The sequence below is a fragment of the Actinosynnema sp. NPDC059797 genome, from assembly GCF_042732085.1.
Classification (GTDB): Bacteria; Actinomycetota; Actinomycetes; order Mycobacteriales; family Pseudonocardiaceae; genus Actinosynnema.
Window position 1 is genome coordinate 43,938 of sequence record NZ_JBHWIE010000002.1, and the last position, 23,709, is coordinate 67,646.

Annotated in this window: 26 protein-coding genes; 16 read left to right on the top strand and 10 right to left on the bottom strand. The window is 73.0% G+C overall.

What is annotated here, in order from left to right:
• Positions 1–12 precede the first annotated feature (12 nt).
• Together ACFV4N_RS01135 and ACFV4N_RS01140 are read right to left on the bottom strand one after the other, a co-directional pair.
• Positions 13–852 carry a chromosome partitioning protein ParB gene (locus ACFV4N_RS01135; RefSeq protein WP_499670456.1) on the bottom strand — a complete coding sequence of 280 codons (840 nt, stop codon included), beginning with the start codon at positions 850–852 and terminating at the stop codon, positions 13–15.
• Positions 842–1,513 carry a metallophosphoesterase family protein gene (locus ACFV4N_RS01140; RefSeq protein ID WP_499670457.1) on the bottom strand — a complete coding sequence of 224 codons (672 nt, stop codon included), beginning with the start codon at positions 1,511–1,513 and terminating at the stop codon, positions 842–844. Before ACFV4N_RS01140 ends, ACFV4N_RS01135 begins: the two co-directional genes overlap by 11 nt.
• A gap of 107 nt (positions 1,514–1,620) precedes the next feature.
• Between ACFV4N_RS01140 and ACFV4N_RS01145 the strand changes: the two genes are divergently transcribed.
• Positions 1,621–2,706, top strand: a complete 1,086-nt coding sequence (locus ACFV4N_RS01145; protein ID WP_499670458.1) for a DUF2332 domain-containing protein — start codon at positions 1,621–1,623, stop codon at positions 2,704–2,706.
• A 182-nt stretch (positions 2,707–2,888) separates the two neighbouring features.
• On the opposite strand, the gene corA is transcribed toward ACFV4N_RS01145, so the two are convergent.
• Positions 2,889–3,971, bottom strand: coding sequence for a magnesium/cobalt transporter CorA (corA, locus tag ACFV4N_RS01150; RefSeq protein ID WP_499670459.1), 1,083 nt, complete (start codon positions 3,969–3,971; stop codon positions 2,889–2,891).
• Between the two features lie 295 nt (positions 3,972–4,266).
• Between corA and ACFV4N_RS01155 the strand changes: the two genes are divergently transcribed.
• Both ACFV4N_RS01155 and ACFV4N_RS01160 read left to right on the top strand, forming a co-directional pair.
• Positions 4,267–4,773: a MaoC family dehydratase gene (locus tag ACFV4N_RS01155; RefSeq protein ID WP_499670460.1), complete on the top strand. Its 507-nt coding sequence runs from the start codon at positions 4,267–4,269 to the stop codon at positions 4,771–4,773.
• Between the two features lie 113 nt (positions 4,774–4,886).
• Positions 4,887–5,972, top strand: coding sequence for a DUF2332 domain-containing protein (locus tag ACFV4N_RS01160; RefSeq protein ID WP_499670461.1), 1,086 nt, complete (start codon positions 4,887–4,889; stop codon positions 5,970–5,972).
• 14 nt (positions 5,973–5,986) lie between these two features.
• Here ACFV4N_RS01160 and ACFV4N_RS01165 read toward each other — a convergent pair whose 3' ends face one another.
• Entirely contained in the window at positions 5,987–6,400 is a 414-nt protein-coding gene (locus ACFV4N_RS01165; protein ID WP_499670549.1) for an NUDIX hydrolase, read from the bottom strand.
• Between the two features lie 142 nt (positions 6,401–6,542).
• Here ACFV4N_RS01165 and ACFV4N_RS01170 point away from each other — a divergent pair, with 142 nt between their 5' ends.
• Genes ACFV4N_RS01170 through ACFV4N_RS01190 form a run of 5 tightly spaced genes read left to right on the top strand, consistent with a single transcriptional unit; the run spans position 6,543 to position 9,389 of the window.
• Positions 6,543–6,701 carry a hypothetical protein gene (locus ACFV4N_RS01170; protein WP_170185132.1) on the top strand — a complete coding sequence of 53 codons (159 nt, stop codon included), beginning with the start codon at positions 6,543–6,545 and terminating at the stop codon, positions 6,699–6,701.
• Between the two features lie 40 nt (positions 6,702–6,741).
• The gene (locus ACFV4N_RS01175) at positions 6,742–7,302 is read left to right on the top strand and encodes a PH domain-containing protein (protein ID WP_499670462.1); all 561 of its coding nucleotides are present in this window, start codon (positions 6,742–6,744) and stop codon (positions 7,300–7,302) included.
• Between the two features lie 31 nt (positions 7,303–7,333).
• The gene (locus ACFV4N_RS01180) at positions 7,334–8,191 is read left to right on the top strand and encodes a PHP domain-containing protein (protein ID WP_499670463.1); all 858 of its coding nucleotides are present in this window, start codon (positions 7,334–7,336) and stop codon (positions 8,189–8,191) included.
• A 46-nt stretch (positions 8,192–8,237) separates the two neighbouring features.
• Positions 8,238–9,077: a RecB family exonuclease gene (locus ACFV4N_RS01185; RefSeq protein ID WP_499670464.1), complete on the top strand. Its 840-nt coding sequence runs from the start codon at positions 8,238–8,240 to the stop codon at positions 9,075–9,077.
• 9 nt (positions 9,078–9,086) lie between these two features.
• On the top strand, positions 9,087–9,389 hold the full coding sequence (locus ACFV4N_RS01190) for a hypothetical protein (protein ID WP_499670465.1): 303 nt from the start codon (positions 9,087–9,089) through the stop codon (positions 9,387–9,389).
• Between the two features lie 36 nt (positions 9,390–9,425).
• Here the strand turns inward: ACFV4N_RS01190 and ACFV4N_RS01195 are convergent, their stop codons facing one another.
• From ACFV4N_RS01195 to ACFV4N_RS01205, 3 genes are all read right to left on the bottom strand, one after another.
• A complete protein-coding gene (locus ACFV4N_RS01195; protein ID WP_499670466.1) occupies positions 9,426–10,298 on the bottom strand; it encodes an alpha/beta fold hydrolase in 873 nt (290 codons plus the stop codon).
• A gap of 165 nt (positions 10,299–10,463) precedes the next feature.
• The gene (locus ACFV4N_RS01200; RefSeq protein WP_499670467.1) at positions 10,464–11,777 is read right to left on the bottom strand and encodes an Rv3212 family protein; all 1,314 of its coding nucleotides are present in this window, start codon (positions 11,775–11,777) and stop codon (positions 10,464–10,466) included.
• A 790-nt stretch (positions 11,778–12,567) separates the two neighbouring features.
• A complete protein-coding gene (locus ACFV4N_RS01205) occupies positions 12,568–14,229 on the bottom strand; it encodes a DEAD/DEAH box helicase (RefSeq protein WP_499670468.1) in 1,662 nt (553 codons plus the stop codon).
• 299 nt (positions 14,230–14,528) lie between these two features.
• Between ACFV4N_RS01205 and ACFV4N_RS01210 the strand changes: the two genes are divergently transcribed.
• Positions 14,529–15,206 carry a ferritin-like fold-containing protein gene (locus ACFV4N_RS01210; protein ID WP_499670469.1) on the top strand — a complete coding sequence of 226 codons (678 nt, stop codon included), beginning with the start codon at positions 14,529–14,531 and terminating at the stop codon, positions 15,204–15,206.
• Between the two features lie 40 nt (positions 15,207–15,246).
• Positions 15,247–15,474: a DUF3107 domain-containing protein gene (locus tag ACFV4N_RS01215; RefSeq protein ID WP_499670470.1), complete on the top strand. Its 228-nt coding sequence runs from the start codon at positions 15,247–15,249 to the stop codon at positions 15,472–15,474.
• 70 nt (positions 15,475–15,544) lie between these two features.
• Here ACFV4N_RS01215 and ACFV4N_RS01220 read toward each other — a convergent pair whose 3' ends face one another.
• Together ACFV4N_RS01220 and ACFV4N_RS01225 are read right to left on the bottom strand one after the other, a co-directional pair.
• Positions 15,545–15,874 (bottom strand): DUF4873 domain-containing protein, encoded by a 330-nt coding sequence (locus tag ACFV4N_RS01220; protein WP_499670471.1) that lies wholly within the window; start codon positions 15,872–15,874, stop codon positions 15,545–15,547.
• Entirely contained in the window at positions 15,874–16,608 is a 735-nt protein-coding gene (locus ACFV4N_RS01225; RefSeq protein ID WP_499670472.1) for a TetR/AcrR family transcriptional regulator, read from the bottom strand. The genes ACFV4N_RS01220 and ACFV4N_RS01225 overlap by 1 nt, the downstream gene beginning before the upstream one ends.
• A gap of 64 nt (positions 16,609–16,672) precedes the next feature.
• On the opposite strand from ACFV4N_RS01225, the gene ACFV4N_RS01230 reads away from it, so the two are divergent.
• A complete protein-coding gene (locus ACFV4N_RS01230) occupies positions 16,673–17,572 on the top strand; it encodes an AurF N-oxygenase family protein (RefSeq protein WP_499670473.1) in 900 nt (299 codons plus the stop codon).
• Entirely contained in the window at positions 17,569–18,429 is an 861-nt protein-coding gene (locus tag ACFV4N_RS01235) for an alpha/beta fold hydrolase (RefSeq protein WP_499670474.1), read from the top strand. Before ACFV4N_RS01230 ends, ACFV4N_RS01235 begins: the two co-directional genes overlap by 4 nt.
• A 42-nt stretch (positions 18,430–18,471) precedes the next feature.
• Here the strand turns inward: ACFV4N_RS01235 and ACFV4N_RS01240 are convergent, their stop codons facing one another.
• A complete protein-coding gene (locus ACFV4N_RS01240) occupies positions 18,472–19,128 on the bottom strand; it encodes a TetR/AcrR family transcriptional regulator (RefSeq protein WP_499670475.1) in 657 nt (218 codons plus the stop codon).
• Positions 19,129–19,266: 138 nt separating this feature from the next.
• Here ACFV4N_RS01240 and ACFV4N_RS01245 point away from each other — a divergent pair, with 138 nt between their 5' ends.
• From ACFV4N_RS01245 to ACFV4N_RS01260, 4 genes are all read left to right on the top strand, one after another.
• Positions 19,267–20,250, top strand: a complete 984-nt coding sequence (locus ACFV4N_RS01245; RefSeq protein WP_499670476.1) for an alpha/beta fold hydrolase — start codon at positions 19,267–19,269, stop codon at positions 20,248–20,250.
• 69 nt (positions 20,251–20,319) lie between these two features.
• A complete protein-coding gene (locus ACFV4N_RS01250) occupies positions 20,320–21,351 on the top strand; it encodes a DUF3152 domain-containing protein (protein ID WP_499670477.1) in 1,032 nt (343 codons plus the stop codon).
• A 101-nt stretch (positions 21,352–21,452) separates the two neighbouring features.
• Positions 21,453–22,625, top strand: coding sequence for an adenylyltransferase/sulfurtransferase MoeZ (gene moeZ, locus ACFV4N_RS01255; protein ID WP_499670478.1), 1,173 nt, complete (start codon positions 21,453–21,455; stop codon positions 22,623–22,625).
• Positions 22,626–22,863: 238 nt separating this feature from the next.
• Entirely contained in the window at positions 22,864–23,661 is a 798-nt protein-coding gene (locus ACFV4N_RS01260; RefSeq protein WP_499670479.1) for a TIGR02569 family protein, read from the top strand.
• Positions 23,662–23,709 lie beyond the last annotated feature (48 nt).

The window sequence follows — 23,709 nt, forward strand, 5'->3', positions numbered from 1 at the left end:
CGGCCCCCCGCGTCAGAGCTTCGACCGGAGCGCCGAGATCACCTCCGGTCCCCACCGGTGCGTGCGGATCAGCCGGTACCGCTCGGCCGCCACCCACAGGTACGCCTCGGTCTCGGTGCGCCCGCCCACCAGGTCCGCCTGCCGCAGCAGCTCCACCACCGGCACGTACTCCTCCTCGTACCAGCGGTCGGCGACGGCGGCCCGGTCCAGGAACGCCCCCTCGTCCTGCATCAGCCGGAACCCCCACGCCTCCACGTGCTCGCCCAGCTTCGCGTAGTCCCACGGGTCCGACAGCACCACGGCCGCCCGCGCCCGGCCGCTCAGCGGCACCCGCTCCAGGAACAGCCGCCGGTAGTCCTTGACGATCAGGTCGCCCCGGTGCCGGATGCCGTGCGCGGCGACGCGCGTCACCACCTCGGTCACGTAGGCGTCGATCACCTCCAGCCCCAGCGCGTGGGCCACCGACACCCGGTGGTGGCCGTCTTGGACGAAGTGCAGGTCACCCACCCGGTACACCTCGATCGGGGGAACCGGTTCGCCGCGCCGCTGGGCCAGCGCCAGCCGCTGCCACCGCTCCCGCACCCGCGCCGAGGTGGGCCGGAACCGGCGGTCGAAGTCGCGGGTCCGGTCGACGCTGCCCACGATCGAGTCCAGGCGGACGGTCCGCAGCCCGAGCCGCTTCTCTCCCACCTGCCCCAGCGCCGCCACCACCTCGTGGAACGGCAGCATGATGTTCACGTCGTCCGGTTCCCGCCGCAGCCACGCGGCCAGCCGCGACAGCACCTGCCCGCGGCGCGCGCGCAGGAAGTCGTTCTCCGCGTCGGCCCGGGGGAACCCCGTGTCACGGGGCACGATCGGCCTCCCCTCCCACGTCCAGCACCTGGTGACCCACCACGTTCACCACCCGCGTCCCGCCCAGCTCGCGGTCCGGCCGGGGCGTGCCGTGCGGGTGGATGTGCCCGTGCAGCAGCAGGCGCGGGCGCAGCGCCCGCACCCCGTCGTGCAGGCAGGCGAACCCGCGGTGCGGCGGGTCGTCCTCGTCACCGCAGCCCAGGGGAGGGGAGTGGGTCAGCAGCACGTCCACGCCGCGCCCGTCGCGCAGCCGCCGCCACCGGGCCAGCCGCACGACCCGCCGCAGCCGCCGCGCCTGCTGCCGCTCGGTCCACTGGTTCGGCCCGTCCCGGTACCGGATGGACCCGCCGAGCCCGGCGATCCGCAACCCCGCCACGTCCACCACCCGCCCGTCCGCGTTCACCCCGCCCGCCGGCCCCGGCCACCGCGTGGGGATGCCCGCCTTGGTCCACAGGCCGCGCACGTTCGCGTAGCCGCCGAGGTCCACGTCGTGGTTGCCCGGCACGAACACGCACGGCAGGTCGAGGGCGTTCGACAGGTGCTCCAGGTAGTCGAACGGCAGGTCGCCGGCCGCGACGACCAGGTCGACGCGCAGCTCCCGCACCCGGTCGGTCCACAGCCGCTCGACCACCTCGTCCGCCACCGCGAGCACCTTCGGCACACGTCGAGCCTATGCGCAACGGCGTCGGGTGACACCTCGTCGGTAAAAGGGTGAAAAGCGGCGCGCTCCCCCTGCCGCACAAGGGAAAGCGAGCTACCGTCACAGGGGTGCTCGCCGAGCTGTTCCTCGACGCCGCCCGCGGCTGCGCCGGCCGCAGCCCCCTGACCCAGGCCCTGCTGACCGCGGCCGCCGAGGACCTGGCTCGCGGGGGCGTGGTCGCGCGCGTGATGGCGGGCGCCGAGTGCGACCGCCAGGGCACCGTGCCGGGCCTGCGGTTCGCGGGCGCGGTGCACCGGCTGGTGCTGGAGGGCCGCGCGCCGGCGCTGGCCGCGCACTACCCGACCGCGGGCGGCGAGCCGGACCTGGGCTCGCTGTGGGACGACGCGCTGCCCGTGCTGCACGAGCACGCCGACGAGCTGCGCCTCCTGGTGTCCTCGACGGCCGTGCAGACCAACGAGCCGGGCCGCAGCGCGCCCCTGTTCGGCGGCCTGCAGACCGCGACCCGCCTGGCCGCCGACGCCGCGGGCCGCCGCGCCTGCTTCCCGGTGCGGCTGCTGGAGGTCGGCGCGTCCGGCGGGCTGAACCTGCGGCCGCACCGCATCGCCTACCGGGTCGACGGGGTGAAGCTGGGCGACCCGGGCAGCCCGTTCACGCTCGACCCGCGGTGGACCGGCAGGCCGCCCGCGGACGTGGCGCACACCCTGCGCCTGGTGCGCCGGGCGGGCTGCGACCCCGACCCGGTGGACGTGACCACGGAGGACGGCCGGCTGCACCTCCAGTCGTTCGTGTGGGCGGACCAGGTGGCGCGCTTCGAGCGGCTGCGGGCCGCGCTGGACCTGGCCCAGCTCGACCCGGTGCCGGTGCGGCGCGCCAACGGGCCGGAGTGGCTGGCCGAGCAGCTCGTCCGCCCGGAGCGGGACGTGCTGACCGTCGTGTGGCACTCGGTGGTGTGGCAGTACACCTCGCCGGCCGACCGCGCGATGGGCCGGGCGGTGCTGGCCGACGCGGCGGCGCGGGCCACGCCGATGGCGCCGCTCGCGCTGCTGGTCTACGAGCCCCGGCGCACCCACGGGCCGGACCCGTACCGGTTCCAGCTCCTGCTCAAGCTGTGGCCGGCGGGCGTGTCGCTGCGGCTGGGCTGGGGCGCGGGGCACGGCATCCCCTTCACCTGGGACACCCAGCCCTGGAGCTAGCCCCCGGCGGGTCCACTGTGGACCTGCCGGGTCGGCGCGGGCGCGGGCCGCTCAGCTGCCGGTGGCGATGAGCAGGGTCACCGTGGTGAGCCAGCCCAGCAGGAAGGTGAGCACCCAGAAGCGGAGGTTGGTGAGCATCCTGGTCATGGCACGGGTTCCTGTCGCGGGAGGAGGGGTGGGGGTCACAGCCACTCGTTGCGACGGAATATTCGGTACAGCGTCAGGCACACCACGAGGATCACCGAGATCACCATGGGGTAGCCGTACTTCCACTCCAGCTCCGGCATGTGCTCGAAGTTCATGCCGTACACGCCGACCACCATGGTCGGCACGGAGATGATCGCCACCCAGGAGGCGAGCTTGCGCATGTCCAGGTTCTGCTGGAGCGTGATCTTCGCCAGCACGGCGTTGACCAGCGTGGTCAGCAGCTCGTCGAAGTTCGACACGCGCTCGGACACCTGGGTGAGGTGGTCGTCGACGTCGCGGAAGTAGGAGCGCACCTGGTCGGGGATCAGCGGCGTGTAGCCCTCGGCGAGCCTGCGCAGCGGCACGGCCAGCGGCATCACGGCGCGGCGCAGCTCCAGCACCTCGCGCTTCATCAGGTAGATCTGGTCGGCGCTGACCCGGCTGCGCGGCTGGAAGACCAGCGCCTCCATCGAGTCGATGTCGTCCTCGATGTGGTCGGTCACGTCCAGGTAGTTGTCGACCACGTGGTCGGCGATCGAGTACAGCACCGCGGCCGGGCCGACCTTCATCCGCTCCGGCTCGGCCTCCAGCTCGCGGCGCACCGCGGCCAGGCCGGAGTGGTTGCCGTGCCGGACCGTCACCACGAAGTCGCGGCCCAGGAACACCATGATCTCGCCGCTCTCGACGATCTCGTTGGCGGTGTCGGGGGAGGAGTTCTGGACGTAGCGGACGGTCTTGAGCACCATGAACAGCGTGTCGTCGTAGCGCTCCAGCTTGGGCCGCTGGTGGGCGTGCACGGCGTCCTCGACGGCCAGCTCGTGCAGGCCGAAGGTGTCCGCGACGCCCTCGATCTGCTCGGCGTCCGGCTCGTGCAGGCCGATCCAGACGAACCCCTCGCCGCGCCCGCGCACCTCCTCCACCGCGGCGGCGTGCGTCCAGCGGCCGGGCAGGCGCGCGCCGTCGACGTACACGCCGCAGTCCACGACGTAGGCGGACAGGGGCACCGGGATCGGCGCGGCCGGGCGGTCGCGGTCGGGCGAGCGGCCTCTCAGGCCGCCGAGCGAGGGCAGGCTGGGCACGAGGAACCTCCGGGAAGCAGGGCGTCGACATCGACGAACGACGACGGCACGTCCCCGACCGGTACCGCTGGTGCTAGCTGTGGGAAGCCGGCTCCCCGATGAGGACGCGCGAGGTACTCGCAGGATGGGGATCGTTACTCATCGGTAGTCCTCACCTCCTCGGGTCGGCGGCCGGTGGCGGTGGAGTCGCTCACAGACCAGTTGCCGAGGGTACTCCCCCGGTGCTCACACTGTCGTCCCGGCCGGGTGTGGTCTTCCACCGCACGCGGGCCCACGACAGCCAACGGAGGCGGTAGTGCAGTTCGGGCGATACTACGAGGAGTTCGAGGTCGGCGCGGTCTACAAGCACTGGCCGGGCAAGACGGTCACCGAGTACGACGACCACCTGTTCTGCCTGCTGACCATGAACCACCACCCGCTGCACCTGGACGCGCACTACGCGGCGGAGACCACCGACTTCGGCAAGAACGTGGTGGTGGGCAACTACGTCTACTCGCTGCTGCTGGGCATGTCGGTGCCGGACGTCTCGGGCAAGGCCATCGCCAACCTGGAGGTCGAGTCGCTCAGGCACGTCAAGCCGACCTTCCACGGCGACACCATCTACGGTGAGACCGAGGTGCTGGGCAAGACCCCGTCGAAGTCGAAGGACGACCGGGGCGTCGTGCACGTGGAGACGCGCGGGTACAAGCAGGACGGCACGGTCGTCTGCGTGTTCCGCCGCAAGGTGATGGTGCCGAAGCGCTCCTACGGCGAGGCGCGCGGCGGCGAGCAGCCGGGCAGGCCGGAACCCTCGGCGGGCTGACCGGAGGGCCGGCCGGGCGGGGTCGGGTCGGCGAGGTCGGGTCGGCTCGGAGGGTCGGCCGGGCGGGGTGGACGATCGGGCAAGTTTCGGTTGAACCGGGCAAAAGGAGCGATATGACCTCTCTGGACCGCGTCCGCGAGTCGCTGGCCGCGTTCGCCCGGCAGGAGGCGCGCGGCGTCTCCCCGCTCTACGAGCACCTGGCCGCCCGCGCGGCCGAGGACGACGAGGTCGCCGGCCTGCTGACCGCCGCGCCGGAGCGGTTCGCGTACCCGACGCTGCTGCTGGCGGCGGTCCACCGGCTGCTCCAGGCCGAGCCTTTCCACCGGCTGTCCGACTACTACCCCTCGCTGGGCGGCACGTGCGGCCCGGACGAGGGCACGTGGCCGCTGTTCCGGGAGTTCGTGCTGGAGCGCGCCGACCGCGTGCGGGACCTGGTCTCGCGGCGCACCACGCAGACCAACGAGGTGCGCCGCGCCGCCCTGCTCTACCCGGCGCTGGCGCAGGTCAAGGGACCGGTCGGGCTGCTGGAGGTCGGCTGCTCGGCCGGTCTGCTGCTCAACCTCGACCGGTACGCCTACCGCTACCAGACCCAGCAGGCGGGCCAGCTCGCCGCCGGGCCGGCGAAGGCCCCGGTCGGGCTGCACTGCGCGCTGGAGCTCGCGCCCGGCGCGGAGCTGCCGAAGATCCCCAAGTCGATCAAGGTGGCCGCGCGCGTCGGCCTCGACCGGGCGCCCGCGGACCTGACCGACGAGGACACCTACGCCTGGTTGGAGGCGTGCGTGTGGGCCGACCAGCCGGAGCGCCTGCGGCTGTTCGGCGTCGCGGCGGCCGCGCAGCGCAAGTCGCCGCCGGAGTTCGTGACCGGTGACGCGGTGGCCGACCTCGCCCGCGCGGCCGCGCGGGTTCCCGAAGCGCTGCCGCTGGTCGTGATGACCAGCAACACGCTGCCGTACCTCCCGGGCGAGGAGTTCGTCGCGGCGCTGGCCGGGCTGGGCCGGCCGGTGTGGTGGGTCGGCCACGAGGGCTACGCGGCGGGCCTGGCGCACGTCCTGCCGGGGCGGGACGACCTGCGGGTGGGACCGGACGAGCCGGCGTTCGGCGTGCTCGGGCTGGTGCGCTTCGAGGGCGGGGAGCCGCGCTCGGCCCGCGCGCTGGCGCGCACCGCCCCGCACGGCCAACGGCTGACCTGGCTCCCCTGATCGGGCGAAGTCGATCAGCGGCGGGGGAGCTGCCCCCACCCCGCGAGGGTGTCGTGGAGCATCCCGACGAGTGGGAGTGTGGCCAAGATCGCAGCGTCGGCCCACCGGGCGTCGGTGGCGTCGTCACCCGCCCGCAGCGCCCCCGATCGCACCTGGCAGGCGTAGTCGTGGATCTCGTAGACGCCCTGCGGCGCAGGTCGGAGCACTGTGCCGATCAGCGCCCCGACGGTCACGGAGAGTCCCGTCTCCTCGAATACTTCCCGCATAATTGCGGTCTCGTCGGATTCACCCGGTTCGACGCGGCCTCCGGGGAGTGACCACAGTCCCTCACCTGGGGGATTGCGGCGACGCACAATCAGCAATCGCCCGTTCGAGTCATGCGCGATCGCGCCAACGCAGCGGATCCGAGGCTCACTTTTGGCCGTCACGATCACGAAGAGTAGTCACACCGGGTTGGCGGTGCTGGAGGCTGCCCCGAGTGCGGTACAAATCTCCCGACTCGCCGCCGAGTGCGGTACAACGGTTTTCACTGGCGCCAAACGGGTGCGGTAGCGAACGGGGTTGATCACCGTGAATCTGAAGAAGATTCTCACCTTCGCCGGGGTCGGCTTGGTCCTGTTCTTCCTCATCGCGGAGCCGCAGCAGGCGGCTCAGCTGGTGCAGAACATCCTCGGGACCCTCCGGGAAGCCGCTGAGGCGCTCATCACCTTCGTGAAACAATTGTTCTGAGTCGCCCGGCTCCTCCCTCCCCTCGGCGAGAGGTCTAGGCATGTTCGCACCACGGGACCCCGACGAGTACCTGCTGCCGACCGAGCGGCGGGTCATCCGGGTACGCAGGCACTGGAGCAGCCTGCTCTGGGACCTCCTGGAGGCTGCGGCGCTCCTCGCGGGCGCCATGATCATCTCCTACCTGCTGCCGGAGAACGCCGGGCTCATCCAGAACATCCTCTGGTACGCGTCCCTGTTCGTGCTGCTCAGGCTGGCCTACTTCGTCATGGAGTGGTGGGTGGAGCGGATCGTCGTCACCGACAAGAGGTTCATGATCTCCTCGGGGGTCTTCGAGACCAAGGTCGCCATGATGCCGATCAGCAAGGTGACCGACCTCACCTACGAGCGCACGTTCCTCGGGCGCATGTTCGGCTTCGGCACCCTCGTCGTGGAGTCGGCGGGTCAGATCCAGGCCCTCAACCGGATCGAGTACCTGCCCAACCCCGAGGAGGTCTACGACGCGATCTCCGAGCTGACCTTCGGCGACAAGAAGGCCCAGGCCGAGCGCTTCTCGATGATCAAGGCGCAGCGCGCGGCGCGCGGCAAGAAGATGGTGCCGTAGGCCGCGCGCGGCCGTAGTCCAGACTGGACGGGTGCGAATCGACCTGCACGCGCACTCGACCGAGTCCGACGGCACCGACACGCCCGCCGAACTCGTGGCCGCCGCGGCGGCCACGGGTCTCGGCGCCGTCGCGCTGACCGACCACGACACCGCCGCGGGCTGGGCGGAGGCGGCCAACGCCCTGCCGCCCGGCCTGAAGCTCGTGCGCGGCGCGGAGCTGTCCTGCGCCTCCGACGACGGCCTCGGCCGGACGATCACCGTGCACCTCCTGGCCTACCTGTACGACCACACCTCGCCCGCGCTGGTCGAGGAGCAGCTCAGGCTGCGCCTCGAACGGCGGCAGCGGCTGCGGCGGATGGCCGAGCGCATGGTCGCCGACGGCTTCCCCATCGACCCGGACGAGATCATGGCCGCCATGCCCGCCGACGCGCCCGCGGGCCGCCCGCACCTGGCGATGGCGCTCATCCGGGCCGGCGTGGTGGACACCGTGGACGAGGCGTTCGCCAAGTACCTGACCGGCGGCCGGTACTACGTGCCCAGGACGGACACGCCCGTGGAGCGGGCCATCCAGATGATCACCGAGGCCGGCGGCGTGACGGTGCTCGCGCACCCCTTCGCCACCTCCCGCGGACCGATCGTCGGCGACCAGGTCCTGGCCGACCTGGCGGACCTGGGCCTGGCCGGCGTCGAGGTGGACCACCCCGACCACGACGGCGGGACCAGGGCGCGGCTGCGCGGCCTGGCCCGCGAACTGGGCCTGCTCACCACCGGCTCCAGCGACTACCACGGCACGAACAAGACGGTGCGCCTCGGCGCCGAGACCACCTCGCCGGACGTGCTCGACGCCCTGGCCGACCGCGCCACCGGCTGCAAGGTCCTCGTCGGCTGAGGTGGCGCTCCGGGCGCTGTCGGACCCCCTCGGTAACTTGGGGGCCGTGCCTGAGCAGTTGGGGTTCGACTTCGGCGCCGCGCCGAAGAAGCTGGTGAAGGTGACGCCGGCGAAGCTGTCCACGTGGGCCGACTGCCCGCGTCGCTTCCGCATGGCCTACCTCGACCGGCCGACACCGCCGCGCGGCGGCGCGTGGGCGCACAACACGCTCGGCGCCGTCGTCCACAACGCCCTCAAGGCGCTGTTCGACCTGCCCGCCGACCGCCGCACGCCCGAGCAGGCCGTCGCCCTGCTGCACCGGCAGTGGAAGGACGACGGGTTCCGCGACGCCGAGCAGGCCGCCACCTACCGGGACCGGGCGGTCGGCTGGGTGCGCGACTACGTGGAGGGCCTCGACACCGCGATCGAACCGGTCGGCATCGAGCGCTGGGTGTCCACCCCCACGTCGAAGATCGTCGCCGAGGGGCGGGTCGACCGCATCGACCTGCGCGACGGCGAACTGGTGATCGTGGACTACAAGACCGGGCGGCACGCGTTGACCGTGGACGACGCGCGCGGCTCCCAGGCGCTCGCCCTGTACGCGCTGGCCGCGCGGCGCACCCTGCGCCGGCCGTGCCACCGGGTCGAGCTGCACCACCTGCCGACCAGGTCGGTCGCCGTGTGGGAGCACACCGAGGAGAGCCTGGGGCGGCACGTGGCGCGGGCCGAGGAGGCAGCCGACGAGCTGAGCCTCGCCTCCGACACCCTCGCCGCGGGCGGTGACCGGGACGTCCTGTTCCCGCCCCGCACCGGCCGGCAGTGCACCTGGTGCGACTTCCGGCGCTCCTGCCCCGAGGGGCAGCGGGCGTCGCCGGCGCTCGAACCGTGGGAACTGCTCGCGCCGTAGAGTTGACGCGTGACGATGGTCGACAGCAGACCCGAACCGCGAGTGGCCAAGGTGTGGCGCGGCGTCAGCGGAACGCTCGCCGTCGGACTGGTGCTGCTGGCGCTGGCCCTGATCGGCGTGCAGGTCTACGCGGGCTCCCGCGACCTGCCCGGACCGGGGCTCGACGTGGTCGCCGGCCACGCCGCCGCGGCCGTCGCGGCGGCGGTGGCGCAGGTCCTCGCCGATCGCCGGACCGGCCGGACCGCCGTGGTGTGCGGCCTGGTCGTGGTGGTGCTCACCGCCCTGACCATGTGGTTCTACTGGTGGGCGTGAACCTGGTGGGCGTGGGGCCGGTGGGCGTGAGACGCCTCAGCTGAGCCACGCCCGCCACGTCGGCAGCAGCGTGCCCAGCAGCGCGTCCGGCGCCTCGGTGTTCGGCGAGTGCACCACCCCGGACAGCACCGCGAAGTCCGCGTCGAGGCGCTCGGCCATGTCCCGCTGCGCCGCCGCCGACCACGCGTCGTCCAGCTCGCCGCACGCCACCAGGCACGGGATGCCCGCCGTGCGCAGGGTGCGGGCCAGCTTCGCCACCAGGTCCGGCTCGGTGCGCAGCGCCTCGCCCATGCCCAGCAGGCCCGCCGGCGACGAGCGCACGAACCGCTCCCGGTAGAAGTCCTTCAGCTCCTGCGGGATCATCCGCCAGCGCGGGTTCAGCGCCTGACGGGTCTCGTTGACCTGCTGCGACGCCTCGACGCCCTGCTCGCGCAGCACCAGCTCCCCGTAGTCGAGGGCGCTGCGCCGAGCACCCGGCGGCAGCTCGGACGGGCCCGACGAGAGCAGCGTCAACCCCGACACCGGAGCGCCCGCCAGCACCGCGCCACGCGCCACCAGCCCGCCGAACGAGTGGCCCAGCAGCAGCACGCGCCTGCCCTCCGCGGCGAGCTTCGCCACCAGCTCGGCGAGCCCCACGCCCAGCACCGAGGGCCGGTACTCCGCCTCGGCGACCGGCCCGGCCGACTCGTACTGGCCCGGCAGGTCGATCGCGACGACCTCGACACCCGCGTCGGAGATCGGGTCGAGCAGCGGCGCGAAGTCCTCCTTGGACCCCGTGTAGCCGGGGACCAGCAGCGCCGTGGCCCCGAGATCACGACCGGCGGCGGGGGAGTGGAGGGCCGCGATCGGGCCGTGCCTGCCGGGCAGGTCGACGCGCGCGGCGCGGTGCGGGCTGAACTGCGAGTGCACGTCTGGCAGTCTGCCGCACTCCGCGCGCGGACGCGTGGCGGTCCGCCGGAGCGGCTGCGGGGCCGTCCGGGTGGTGAGGGCGCGAGGCCGGTGACACCGGGCGACCAGGCCCGAATTGCCACTGTTCGCCCTTATTTTCCCATTCGCCAGTTATCGGATTTCCCGCTACCGGAGGGCGACCAGCGTGCCGCCGCGCTGCTCCAGCACGATCGGCCCCTCGGTGGCCATCTCCACGGGTCCGGTGTACCCGTCCCGGTCGACCGGAACCGAGGCGACCCGCTGGCCGCTGACCTGGTCGATCACGTCCAGCCCGTCGGCGACCGGCACGAGCAGGTGACCGGCCAGCGTGGTGCCCGCGCCGCGCGTGCCGGCCACGGTCCAGAGCGGGTTGAGGTCGTTGAGCGACAGCGCGATCGTCCGCGACCCGGTGAACCAGTAGGTGTTCGCGGTGCTGGTGAAGGTCGACGCCACGCGGCCGGGCGGGTCGCCCGCCAGCTCGTCGGCGGTCACCTCGACCGGGTACTCGCCGACCGTGCTGCCGTTGTCGGCGTCGAACACCGTCAGCTTGCCGGGCGTGGCCACCGCGACCCGCGTCGACGTCAGCGCGACCACCCGGGCGCCCTTGCCCGCGAGCGCCAGGCTGCTGATGACCTGCGGCTCGTCGGACTTCTCGGGGTTCGGCTTGAGGATCGTGATCCGGTCGCCGGGGTCCTGCTGGGGGCACCGCTCCAGCACCGCGACCTTGCCGGGCGCGACCGCGAACGAGCCGTACGTGCAGTTGGTGCGCGGCTGCTTGCCCGGGTTCACGATGGCGCGCAGGGTGCCGTACTCCAGCGACCGCACCAGGTCGTCGCGGCGGTAGATCTCGACGTACTTCTCGCCGGTGGTGAGCACGTGCGAGCCCTCGTTCAGCAGGCGGGTGCCGAACTCGGCGTCCCCGTTCCGCTGCGGGCCGCGGCTGCCGGAGGCGATGTCGAGGGTGGTGACCTCCGAGCAGTTGGTGCTCTTGCCGTGCACGGCGAACACGCGGCCCCACGCGGTGGACACGGTGCACAGCGGCAGGTCGCGGCTGTAGCGCCAGCGCACGTCACCGGTCAGCGCGTCGCGGCCGACCACCTCGCCGCCGTCGCCGGTGACCACGACCGAGTCGATGTTCACCGGCACCGGGGTAGCGCCGCTGGGCGCCCGCCACACCTCGGCGAGCGAGGGCGGCAGCACGGTCACCGGCTGGAGCGGCGTGACCTGCGACGGCCCGGTCTGGCTGGTCGTGTTGCGGGCGTCGCTGGTGAGCCACACCACCAGCCCGGCGACCAGCACCGCCACGGTCACCAGCGCGACGCCGATGAAGTCGGCCCTGGTGCGCCACGAGCGGGCGGGTAGCGGCTCGTCCGCGTCGTCGTGGAGGTCGGCGGGCTCTTCCAGGACGTCCTCCTCCAGGACGACCCGCCCGTTTCCCTCCGCCTGCTCCGGCTGACCCACTGCCCGGCTCCCCGTTGGTCGGCGATCTGTCTGGCGGACATGCTGCCACCACGGGGAAGAGGTCGGTGTGAACCTCAGCCCCTGTGACACCCGAACAGCCCCTGTGACACCTGTCGGCCCAGGTGGCACCCGTCAGTCCTTGCGACACCCAACAGCCCCGGTGACACCGGTCAGCCCCGGTGACACCCCGACCGCCCTGGCGGCCAGGACCCGCCCGGACGGGGCCGCTGCTGCCGGGGGTCCCGGCCTCGGCAGGGCTCCGGCTCGGGTCGGCGGTGGCCTGGTGGGGCTCCGGCCCTGGTCGGCTGGTGGCCGGTGGGCTCCAGCCCGGCTCGGCTGGTGGCCCGGTGGGGCTCCGGCCCTGGATCGCTTTGGTCCGGTGGGGCTCCAGCCCTTGGTGGCCGTGGTCCGGTGGGACGCCGGCCCTGGGCGGCCGTGGCCTGGTGGGGCTCCGGCCCTGGGCCGGCTGGTGGTCCGGTGGGGCTCTGGTCCCGGGTGGCCGTGGTCCGGTGGGACCTTGGCCCGGGGGGCGGCTGTGCCTGGTGGGGCGAGGCCCTGATCGGGTCTCAACCCCGGTGGACCGCGGTCCGGGATTCGCGCCCCGGGAGTCGCCGCCTCATGGGTGGACCGCGGCCCTGGTGAGCCGCGGTCCTGTGGTGGTCGGCGCTCCTTACTCCATTAACCGAGTATCGGTAACGCCGTTTTCGTACATTGTCGGCCCATGATCACTCAATCGTGTGATCCGCGAACCGTCCAGCCAGGTCAAAAGCCCTGTTGGGCCGGGGTGAGCCTACTCGGCCGACGGGGTTTCCGCCGCCTCGCCGCCACCGGTGCGGCGGCGCCTGCGCCTGCGCGGACGGCTCGCGCCACCCTCGGCGGCGGCACCGCCCTCGGCGTCGGCGGGCGCGCCCGCGGGCACCTCGCTCGTCTTCTCCTCGCCCTCGACGGCCACGCCGGCACGGCTGCGGCGCCTCCGGCGCGGGCGCTTGGTCCCGTCCTCGCCGTCCGAGGACGACGAAGACGAGGACGACGACTTCGCGGGGGTCTCGTCGCCGCCCGCCTCGCCCCGGCCCCGACGCCGCCGGCGCGACTTCTTATCGGACTTCAGGTTCTCCTCGGGCTCGGCGTCCAGGCCCGCCCGCGTGCGCAGGCCCAGCGGCAGCCGGCCGGTCGAGCCCGCCGGGATGTCCAGGTCGGCGAACAGGTGGTCCGACGTCGAGTAGGTCTCCACCGGCTCCGGCTTGCCCAGGCCGAGGGTGTCGCTGATCATCTTCCAGCGCGGCTCCTCGTCCCAGTCCACCAGCGTGACCGCGACGCCCGTGCGCCCCGCGCGGCCCGTGCGGCCGATGCGGTGCACGTAGGTCTTCTCGTCCTCCGGGCACTGGTAGTTGATGACGTGGGTGACGCCCTCGACGTCGATGCCGCGCGCCGCCACGTCGGTGGCCACCAGCACGTCGATCTTGCCCGCGCGGAACGCCCGCAGCGCCTGCTCGCGCGCGCCCTGCCCCAGGTCACCGTGGACGGCGGCGGCCGCGAAGCCGCGCTCGACCAGGTCGTCCGCCACCTTCTGCGCGGTGCGCTTGGTGCGGGTGAAGATCATGGACAGGCCGCGTTCGCGCGCCTGGAGCATCCGGGCCAGCAGCTCGGTCTTGTCCAGGGCGTGGGCCCGGTAGACGAACTGCTCGGTGCGCTCGTGGATCGCGCCCGCGTCGTTCTCCTCGGCCCGCACGTGCGTGGGCTGGTTGAGGAACGTCCGGGCCAGCGTGATGATCGGCCCCGGCATGGTCGCCGAGAACAGCATGGTCTGCCGCTCGTCGGGCACCATGCGCAGGATCCGCTCGATGTCGGGCAGGAAGCCCAGGTCGAGCATCTCGTCGGCCTCGTCGAGCACCAGCCCGCGCACCTTGCCGAGCACGAGGTGCCGCTGCTCGGCCAGGTCGAGCAGCCGGCCCGGGGTGCCGACGACGACGTCCACGCCCTTGCGCAGCGCCGCGATCTGCGGCTCGTACGGCCGGCCGCCGTAGATGGCCAGCACGCGCACGCCCAGGTGCTTGGCCGCGTCGGTCAGGTCGTGGGTGACCTGGAGGCACAGCTCGCGCGTCGGCACCACGACCAGCGCCTGCGGCGTGCCGTCGCCGGGCGTGGTGATGCGCTGGAGCAGCGGGATGCCGAAGCCGAGCGTCTTGCCGGTGCCCGTGCGGGCCTGGCCGATGACGTCGTCGCCCGCGAGCGCGAGCGGCAGGGTCAGCTCCTGGATGGCGAACGTCCGCTCGATGCCGGCCTCGGCGAGCGCGCGCACGATCTCCTCGCGCACGCCCAGCTCGGCGAAGGTCGGCGAGTCGGTGAGCACCGGCGCGGGGGTGGCCTCCAGCGGGTGCGAGGTGTCCTCCGCGGGGAGGCCCGCCTCGCTGTGCTCCAGGGTCACGGGATCAACGGGGGTCTCTTCGTTCATCGCGGTCAGGGTGATCGCCTCTCTCGTACCAGCGCGCACGGCCTGTACGGGCCGCTCGACCGCGTCACCGCCGCTGGGCCGCCGAGGGCCGGGCGAGTCGCGGGAGGGGCCGGCGAGGTTTGTGCGCGCACCCTCTCCAGGCGGCACGGTGCCGCCGCAGTTCAGCCGTCGGCACCGCTGCGGGCCCCTGCTGGGCCGCGCCGCGCCGGGCGTCGAACAACCACAATACCCGTCGACCTGGACGATAGGGGCACAACGACGACGTCGCGGGTGCGGCGCGCCCGGCTAGGCTCCCCGGCATGAGCGAAGCGGAGGCGGGTCGGGCGGTGGCGGCCGAGGACTTCGCCGAGGGGGTCGTGGACCTGCTCGGCGCGATCGCGTACGGCGAGCTGTCGGCGTTCGACCGGATGGCCGAGGACGCCCGCACCGCGCCCACGCTGGCCGGGCGCGCGGCGCTGTCGCGGATGGCCGCGGCCGAGATCGGTCACTACGCGCTGCTGGACGGCTACCTGGCGGAGCGGGGCCGCTCGCTGGAGGAGGCGATGCGGCCGTTCGCGGCGGGCTTCGACGCCTTCCACGCCTCCACCGCGCCGCGGTCGTGGCTGGAGTCGCTGGTCAAGGCCTACGTGGGCGACGCGCTGGCGGCCGACTTCTACCGCGAGGTGGCCGAGTGGCTGGACGCGCCGACCCGGGAGCTGGTGCTGACCGTGCTGGCCGACACGGGGCACTCGGCGTTCGCCGAGCGCGAAGTCCGGGCGGCGTGCGAGGCGGACCCGAAGCTGCGCGACCGGCTCACCCTGTGGGGCCGCCGGCTGCTCGGCGAGGCGTTGACGCAGGCCCAGTACGTGGTGGCGGAGCGGGACGGGCTGGCGGAGCTGATCATCCGCGGTTCGGGGGACCTGGCCGGCATCGCCACGCTGTTCCGCCGCCTCCAGCAGAGCCACACGCGCCGCATGACCGCGCTCGGCCTCGGCTAGTGTTGGTTCGACAGCCATCAACGCGCGCACGGAGGTCAGCGTGGAGGTCAGGGTCGGCATCGCGGACAGCCCGCGGGAGCTCGTGGTGTCCAGCGGGCTCACCCCCGATGAGGTCGAGGCGCAGGTCGCGGACGCGCTGAAGGCGGGGTCCGGGCAGCTCGTGCTGGTCGACCAGAAGGGCGCCCGCTTCGTGGTGCCCGCGGCGCGCATCGCCTACGTGGAGATCGGTCCGAGCGACGCCCGCAAGGTCGGTTTCGTCACCGGCTGAGCCGTTCGACCGAGCCGCAGACGACCGGAAGGGCACCCGAACGGGTGCCCTTCCGCGTGTCGCGGTCCGCTCAGCCGACCCGGAACGGCGGGGTGGAGATCCCGGTCACGCGGTAGCGCCGCCACGGGTCCGGGTCGGTCAGCGACCCGTTCGCCGAGCCCTCGGGCGTGCGCAGCAGCGCGGTCCGCGCGCCGCCCTCCACCAGTTCGGCGACCTGCTCGTTCGCCGCGATCCGGCCGTACCAGTGGTAGCGGCCGTCGATGGGCTGGAAGTGGCCGCGCAGCTCGACGCTGACCGGCACCTCGCGCCGGTCGAACACCAGGACGGCCTCGCCGGTGTAGCCGTCGTCGTGCGAGTTGTCCTCGTGCTCCCCGTGCTCGTGCTCCTCCTGGCCGGACATCACGCCTCCTCGCCGTTGACGAGCCGCAGCCGGGGCTCGGGCAGCGCGCCCCCGGTGGCGAACTCCGAGGTCAGCGGGGCGTCCGGGTCGAGCTCGACGCCCGCGGAGCGCAGCAGCCCGTCGATGGCGTGCCAGATGATCGTGGTCAGGTAGTCGCTCAGGCTCGCCCGCGTCATCGACTGCCGGTCGAGCCACCAGTCGCCCGCGTTCTGCACCATGCCGACCAGGGCGTGCGCCCACGGCTCGGCGCCGCCGGAGTCCATGCCGAACGCCCGCAGGTAGTCGCCGAGCAGCCGCGCCAGCGCGTTGGCGATCATGGTCTTGTCCTCGCTGACCACGTCCTGCTCGACGGGGCGGTCCGCGAACGACGCGCGCACCACGAACCGGTACAGGTTCGGGTGCTCCTCGATCACCGACAGGTAGGCGTCGACGATCCGCTTGATCCGCACCCGGATGGGGCCCTCGTGGCCGATGGCCGGGCCGAGCCGGTCCATCAGCATCTCCGTGGCCCGCTGCCCGACCGCCAGGTACAGGTCGGACTTGTCGGCGAAGTGCCGGTAGAGCACCGGCTTGCTCACGCCCGCCTCGGCGGCGATCTCGTCCATGCCCACGTCGGGGCCGTGCCGGGCGACGGCGCGGATGGTCGCCTCGACGAACTCGGCGCGCCGCGCCTCGCGGTGGCCCTTCCACCGCTCGCGCCGCGCGTCCGTACCGCCCTTGACAGTTCGAGCCATGTGACGCACGCTACCAGAAGTAACCGTTACCTGAAGTAACATGTACCCGATCGTGGAGGGGCCGATGACGAGGGCGTTGAAGGTCACGGACCGTGAGAAAACCGCCGAACGGCTGCTCAACTCCTCCGCCGACAAGTTCTACGACCCCGAGGTCGACATCGACTGGTCCGCGCCGCTGGTCGACGGCCTCCGGTACACCCCCGAGCACCGCTGCTCGCTCTACGGCACCGCGCTGTGGGACCGGATGAGCCCGGAGCAGCGCATCGACCTGTCCCGGCACGAGGTCGCCAGCATCGCGTCCGTCGGCCTGTGGTTCGAGATCCTGCTGATGCAGCTCCTGCTCAAGGAGGTCTACCGCTCGGACCCGACGACCAGGCACGCCCAGTACGCGCTGACCGAGGTCGCCGACGAGTGCCGGCACTCCACGATGTTCGCGCGCATGGTCGAGCGCATCGGCTGCCCGCCCTACGGCCCCCGCCCGCACACCCACCGGCTCGGCAAGCTGCTGCCGGTGATCGGCTACGGCCCCGCCCTGTACGGCGCGATCCTGGTCGCCGAGGAGGTCCTGGACCGGCTCCAGCGCGAGACCATGGCCGACGAGTCCGTGCAGCCGCTGGTGCGCATGGTCAACCGCATCCACGTGCTGGAGGAGGCGCGCCACGTGCGGTTCGCCCGCGAGGAGGTCGTGCGCGGCGTGGCGCGGCTGACCCGCAAGGAGTTGCCCTACCAGCGGTGGCTGCTCGCCACCACGTCCATGTTCGTCACCCGGTCGCTGATCAACCCCGAGGTCTACGCCGCCGTCGGCCTGGACCGGGACGAGGCGCACCGGGCGGCCCTGGGCAACCCCCACTGGCAGGGGACGATCCGCTGGTCGGGCGAGCGGATCATGGAGTTCCTGGACGAGGTCGGCCTCGTCGGCAAGCCGGGGATGCGCGCGTGGCGCCGGTCCTTCCTCCTCGGATGAGCGCGCCGGTGAGGACCTTCACCACCTCGGACGGCGTCGGGCTGCACGTGGTGGACACCGGCCCGCGCGACGCGGCGACCACGACCGTGCTGGTGCACGGCTGGACCCTCGACCACACCTCGTGGGACGAGGTCGCGCGGGACCTGCCCGGCCGCGTGCTGCGCTACGACCTGCGCGGGCACGGCCGCTCCGAGCCCGCGCCGCCGGGCTCGGCCACCATCGCCCGGTGCGCCGACGACCTGGCCGAGCTGATCGCGGACCTCGTGCCCGAGGGGCGGGTCGTGCTGGTCGGGCACTCGATGGGCGGCATGACGATCATGGCGCTGGCCGAGCAGCACCCCGGGCTGGTCGACCGGGTCGCGGGCGTGGTCCTGGTCGCCACCTCTTCGGGTGAACTCGCGGGCACGACGCTGGGCCTGCCCGACCCGTTCGGCCGGCTGTTCCAGGCGGGGGAGAAGGCGCTGAACCAGCGGATCGCCCGGTCCCGGCAGCCGCGGCTGCTCAAGCGCACCGGCGCGGTGCGGCCGGGCCTGCGCTGGCTGCTGTTCGGCGAGCGGCCGTCCCGGCGGCACGTCGCGATGACGGCGGACATGGTGGGGCGGTGCCACCCGGTCGGCATGGTGGCGTTCCGGGGCTCGCTGGACGAGCACGACCGGCGCAAGGCGCTGGCCCAGTTGGCGCGGGTGCCGGCGGTGGTGCTGGCGGGCACGGCGGACCGCCTCACGCCGCTGAGGCACGCGCGGGTCGTCGCGGACGAGCTGCCCCACGCGGAACTGGTCGTCTACCCCGGCGCGGGCCACATGCTGCCGCTGGAGAGGGCCGCCGAGGTCACGGAGCACGTCAAGGCACTGCTGTAACCGGTGGGTGGGCCGCCTGGGGTGCAGGCGGCCCCCACGTCTTCAGTGGTCGGAGTGTTGCAGGGGGAAGCCGCCGCCGATGCCCTTCCAGGCCAACGTGGAGATCAGCGAGACCGCGTCCTCCTTCGGGACCTTCCGGTCGTCCGCCAGCCACGCCCGCGCCGTCACCTGCGACAACCCCACCAGGCCCACGGCCAGCAGCCGCGCGCGGTGCTCGTCCAGGCCGGTGTCGGCGGTGATGGTCTCGGTGATCGCGTCCACGCTGTCCGTCGTCGCCCGCTCCACGGCCTGCGCCACGGCGGGCTCGCCCCGCAGGTCGGACTCGAACACCATCCGGAACGCCTGGCCCTCGCCGTCCACGAAGTCGTAGAACGCGCCGACCGTCGCCTTGACCCGCTGCTTGTTGTCCGTGGTGGACTCCAGCGCGCTGCGCACCCGGTTCACCAGCTCGTCCACGTGGGACTCCAGGAGCGCCATGTACAGCTCCAGCTTCCCGGGGAAGTGCTGGTAGAGCACCGGCTTGCTGACGCCCGCGCGCTCGGCGATCTCGTCCATCGCCGCGGCGTGGTAGCCGTTGGACACGAACACGTCCTGCGCCGCGGCCAGCAATTGGGCGCGCCGGGCCGTGCGGGGGAGCCGAACGCCCCGTCCCGCGGCGCCGCCGTGGTGCCCGACCGCAGTCTGGGCCGTCTCCGTCATGGTGCCTCCAGCCAACCAATCATCGCGGAACCGGGAAGGGGTTGCCCCCGCCGGCTCGTCGGCAACCTTACTCGCTGGTAGGAGCGATTCGGGAAAGCTCCTCGTTTCACGGGGCGTCCGGGCAGGCATCCTGAGGTCGTGACCGAGACCCTGGAGGCGAGCAGAGCCGCCATCACCCACGTACCCCTGTCCTCCGCGCCCCTACCGCCACTGGACACAACGATCGGGCCGTGGCCTGGTGACTACGTCGAGGTCGAAGGGCACCGCGTGCACGTCCGGCGCACGCCGGGCGAGGGGACGCGGACGGCCGTGTACGTCCACGGCCTGGGCGGCTCGTCCACGAACTGGACCGACCTGTCCGCCCAGCTCGCCGGGTACGCGGAGGGGCACGCCCTCGACCTGCCCGGGTTCGGCCGCTCCGAGCCGATCGACGGTTACGACTTCCGCATGCTCACCCACGCGCGGGTGGTCATCGGCTACATCGAGTCCCTGGGCGTCGGCCCGGTGGACCTGTTCGGCAACTCCATGGGCGGCGCGATCACCCTCATGGTGGCCGCGTCGCGACCCGATCTGGTGAAAACGCTGACCTTGGTCTCGCCCGCCGTGCCGGACCTGCGGCTGAGCCTGCGCCGCGTGTCGGACCGCCGGCTGCCGCTGGCGTTCCTGCCGGTCGTCGGCGCCCGCGTGCGGCAGCAGCTCGCCACCGTGACGCCGCGCGAGCGCACCCACCAGATGCTGCGCCTGTGCTTCGCCGACCCCTCCAGCGTGCCGGACAACCGCATCCAACAGAGCGAGGACGAGTACACCGAGCGGTCCGCGCAGGCGTGGGCGGGCAACGCGCTCAACCGCAGCACGATCGAGCTGATCCGCACCTGGCTGGTGCCCCGGTCGAAGTCGATGTGGCTGCTGCCGCCGAAGGTCACCGCGCCGGTGCTGGTCATCTGGGGCGCGGAGGACAGGCTGGTCAGCGTGCGCAAGGCGCCCCGGGTCGCCCGGCTGCTGCCGCGCGGGCGGCTGCTGGTGCTGCCGGGCACCGGCCACGTGGCGCAGATGGAGCGCCCGGTGTCCGCGGCCCGCGCCGTGCTGGGCATGTGGGAGGCGGCCGACCGGGGCGAATGGTGAGGTGGATCGGTTCAGCTCCCAGCTCACCGGGGTCGGGCCGATCAACGCGGCTGTGGCACCCTGGTGGGCGTGAACCGGACGACGCAGGGCACGGCGGACCCCGCCGGGTCCCCCTCGGGTGACCGGCCGTCGCTGTCCGAGGACCGCTACCGCCGGGGCGCGCGGCGCACCGGCGCCGAACCGCTGGCGGCCTCGTGGGAACCGGCGGGCCGCCGACCGCGCAGGCGGCGCCGCGGGCTGAAGGGCCTGGTCGCGAACTACGGCTGGCGGGTCTACGCGGTGCCGGTGCTGCTGGTGCTGACCGCGCTGGTCGTGCTGGACACCGCCACGCCGGCGGGCACCGGGCAGAACACCGCGGCGAACGGCGGCGAGGTCGGCGACCGGGCCGTGCCGACCAGCCCCGCCACGCCCGCCGCCAGCGAGAAGCCGCCGGCGGACATCGACCTGAGGAACTTCCCGACCGCCATGCTGCCCGAGGGCCCGAAGTTCTCCGAGCAGGGCGCGGGCACGTGGCAGGTCGTCCCCGGCCGGACCGAGAAGGTCGGCGAGGGCAGGCTCTACCGGTACAACATCGCCATCGAGGACGGCGTGGAGCCCGCCGACTACGGCGGCGACCGCGAGGCGTTCGCGCGCACCGTCGACTCGTTCCTGTCCGACCCGCGCAGCTGGGTGGGCACCGGCCAGGCCTCGATGCAGCGCGTGGAGGGCGACGACGTCGACTTCACGATCAGCCTGACCACCACCGGCACCACGCACTCCATCTGCGGCTACTCGATCCAGTTCGAGTCCTCGTGCTGGCACCAGCCGACCGGCCGGGTGATCATCAACGTGGCCCGCTGGGTGCGCGGCGGCAAGGTCTACAACAACGACATCACGGCCTACCGCACGTACGCCATCAACCACGAGGTCGGGCACGTGCTGAACAACCCGCACGTGGGCTGCGCGGAGAACGGCAAGGCCGCGCCGGTGATGATGCAGCAGTCGTTCGGCGTGGCCAACGACTACGTCGCGCAGCTCAACTCGGTGCCCGGCGGCGACCGCAACGCCGTGCCCGCCGACGGCAAGGTGTGCACGCCCAACCCGTTCCCGGTATCCCCCTAGAGGGCTTCCCGAGGCGTGGGACGACTTCCCGCGCGGGAAGACGGCGGGGCAGGCTGGTGTTGTCCGTCGGTAGAGGACATGTTTCGTCGAGGAGGACTCAGATGGCGCTTCCGCCGCTCGTGGAGCCCGCAGCGGAGCTGACCAAGGAAGAAGTGGCGCGGTACAGCCGCCACCTGATCATCCCCGACGTCGGGGTCGACGGGCAGAAGCGGCTGAAGAACGCGAAGGTCCTGGTCGTCGGCGCGGGCGGGCTGGGCAGCCCGGCCCTGCTGTACCTGGCCGCGGCGGGCGTCGGCACGCTCGGCGTGATCGACTTCGACGTCGTCGACGAGTCGAACCTCCAGCGCCAGGTCATCCACGGCCAGTCCGACATCGGCCGGCCCAAGGCGGAGTCGGCGCGGGACTCGGTCGCCGAGATCAACCCGTTCGTGAAGGTGGTGCTGCACCAGGCCCACCTGAACTCGGAGAACGCGCTCGACATCTTCCGGGACTACGACCTGATCCTGGACGGCACGGACAACTTCGCCACCCGGTACCTGGTCAACGACGCCGCCGTGCTGCTGGGCAAGCCGTACGTGTGGGGCTCGATCTTCCGGTTCGAGGGCCAGGTCAGCGTGTTCTGGGAGGACGCGCCGAACGGGCAGGGCCTGAACTACCGCGACCTCTACCCCGAGCCGCCGCCCCCCGGCATGGTGCCGTCGTGCGCCGAGGGCGGTGTGCTGGGCGTGCTGTGCGCGTCGATCGGCTCGATCATGGTGACCGAGGCGATCAAGCTGCTGACCGGCATCGGCGACCCGCTGCTCGGCCGGCTCATGGTCTACGACGCCCTGGAGATGTCCTACCGGACCATCAAGATCCGCAAGGACCCGCAGAGCCCGAAGATCACCGAGCTGATCGACTACGACGCGTTCTGCGGCGTGGTCTCCGACGAGGCCCAGCAGGCCGCGGCGGGCAGCACCATCACCCCGCTGGAGCTGAAGCAGAAGCAGGACGCGGGCGAGGACTTCCTGCTCGTGGACGTCCGCGAGCCGCACGAGTACGAGATCGTGAAGATCCCGGGCTCGGTGCTGATCCCGAAGGACCGGATCCTGTCGGGCGAGGCGTTCGCGGAGCTGCCGCAGGACAAGCCGGTGGTGCTGCACTGCAAGTCGGGCGCGCGTTCGGCGGAGGCGCTGGCCGCGCTGCACCGGGCCGGGTTCAAGGACGCGGTGCACGTCGGCGGCGGCGTGCTGGCGTGGGCCCGCGAGGTCGACCCGAGCCTGCCGACCTACTGACCGGCTCCCACTGACCGCCTCCCACCGGGGTCGCCCTCGCCGGCGGCCCCGGTGGAGCGGGGTACCCCTCCGCGGCGGTCGCGCACCTCGCCGGCGCACGCCACGCGCGTGAGCCTGCTCACAGCTCCGCCGTCGTTGCTGAAACCGCATTATTGCGGTTAGGCCGAATGCGTGGACACCACAGGTTGCCGTCGCGAGGTCCACCACCGAGACGGCCCGTGCAGGTAGCGTGCCGGCCGTGAACCCGTCTCCGGAGCCGCCACCGTCGCACGTGCGCGCCGCGTTCGGCGCGCGGGACGCCGAACCGGAGCTGATCGACGGCGGCCCGGTCTGGAAGTGCGGCGACGCGGCCGTCCGGCCCGCGGGCAAGCCCGCCGAGGCCACCTGGGTCGCCAAGACCCTCGACGCGCTCGACGTCGACGACCTGCGCGTGGCCCGGCCCCTCCGCTCCACCGACGGCCGCTACGTGGTCGGCGGCTGGGCGGCCACCAAGTACCTGGCCGGCCGCGCCGAACCCCGGCACGACGAGGTCGTCGAGGTCGCCGTCAAGCTCCACCGGGCCACCGCCGGGCTGCCCAGGCCCCGGTTCCTCGACGCCCGCACCGACCTGTTCGCCACCGCCGACCGCCGCGCGTGGGAGGAGGGCGACGCCGACCTCGACCCCGACCTGGGCGGGCGGCTGTTCGAGCGGTACGCGGCGGAGCGCAAGCCGGTCGCGCTGCGCCCCCAGGTCGTGCACGGCGACCTGTTCGGCAACGTGCTGTTCGCGGGCGACGCGCCGCCCGCCATCATCGACTTCACCGCCTACTGGCGGCCCGCGCCCTACGGCGCCGCGGTCGTCGTGGTCGACGCGCTCGCGTGGGGCGGCGCGGACCACGGCATCCTGGGCCGGTGGGCCCACCTGGAGGAGTGGCCGCAGGTGCTGCTGCGAGCCGTCCTGTTCCGCCTCGCGGTGCACGCCCTGCACCCCCGGTCGGGCCCCCGCTCGCTGGTCGGCCTGGAGCGCGCCGCCGCGCGGGTGGCCGAGCTGCTGTGACCTCACCCGGGCGCCGCCCGCGCTGAGCAGTCAAGTTCGCGTGGACGA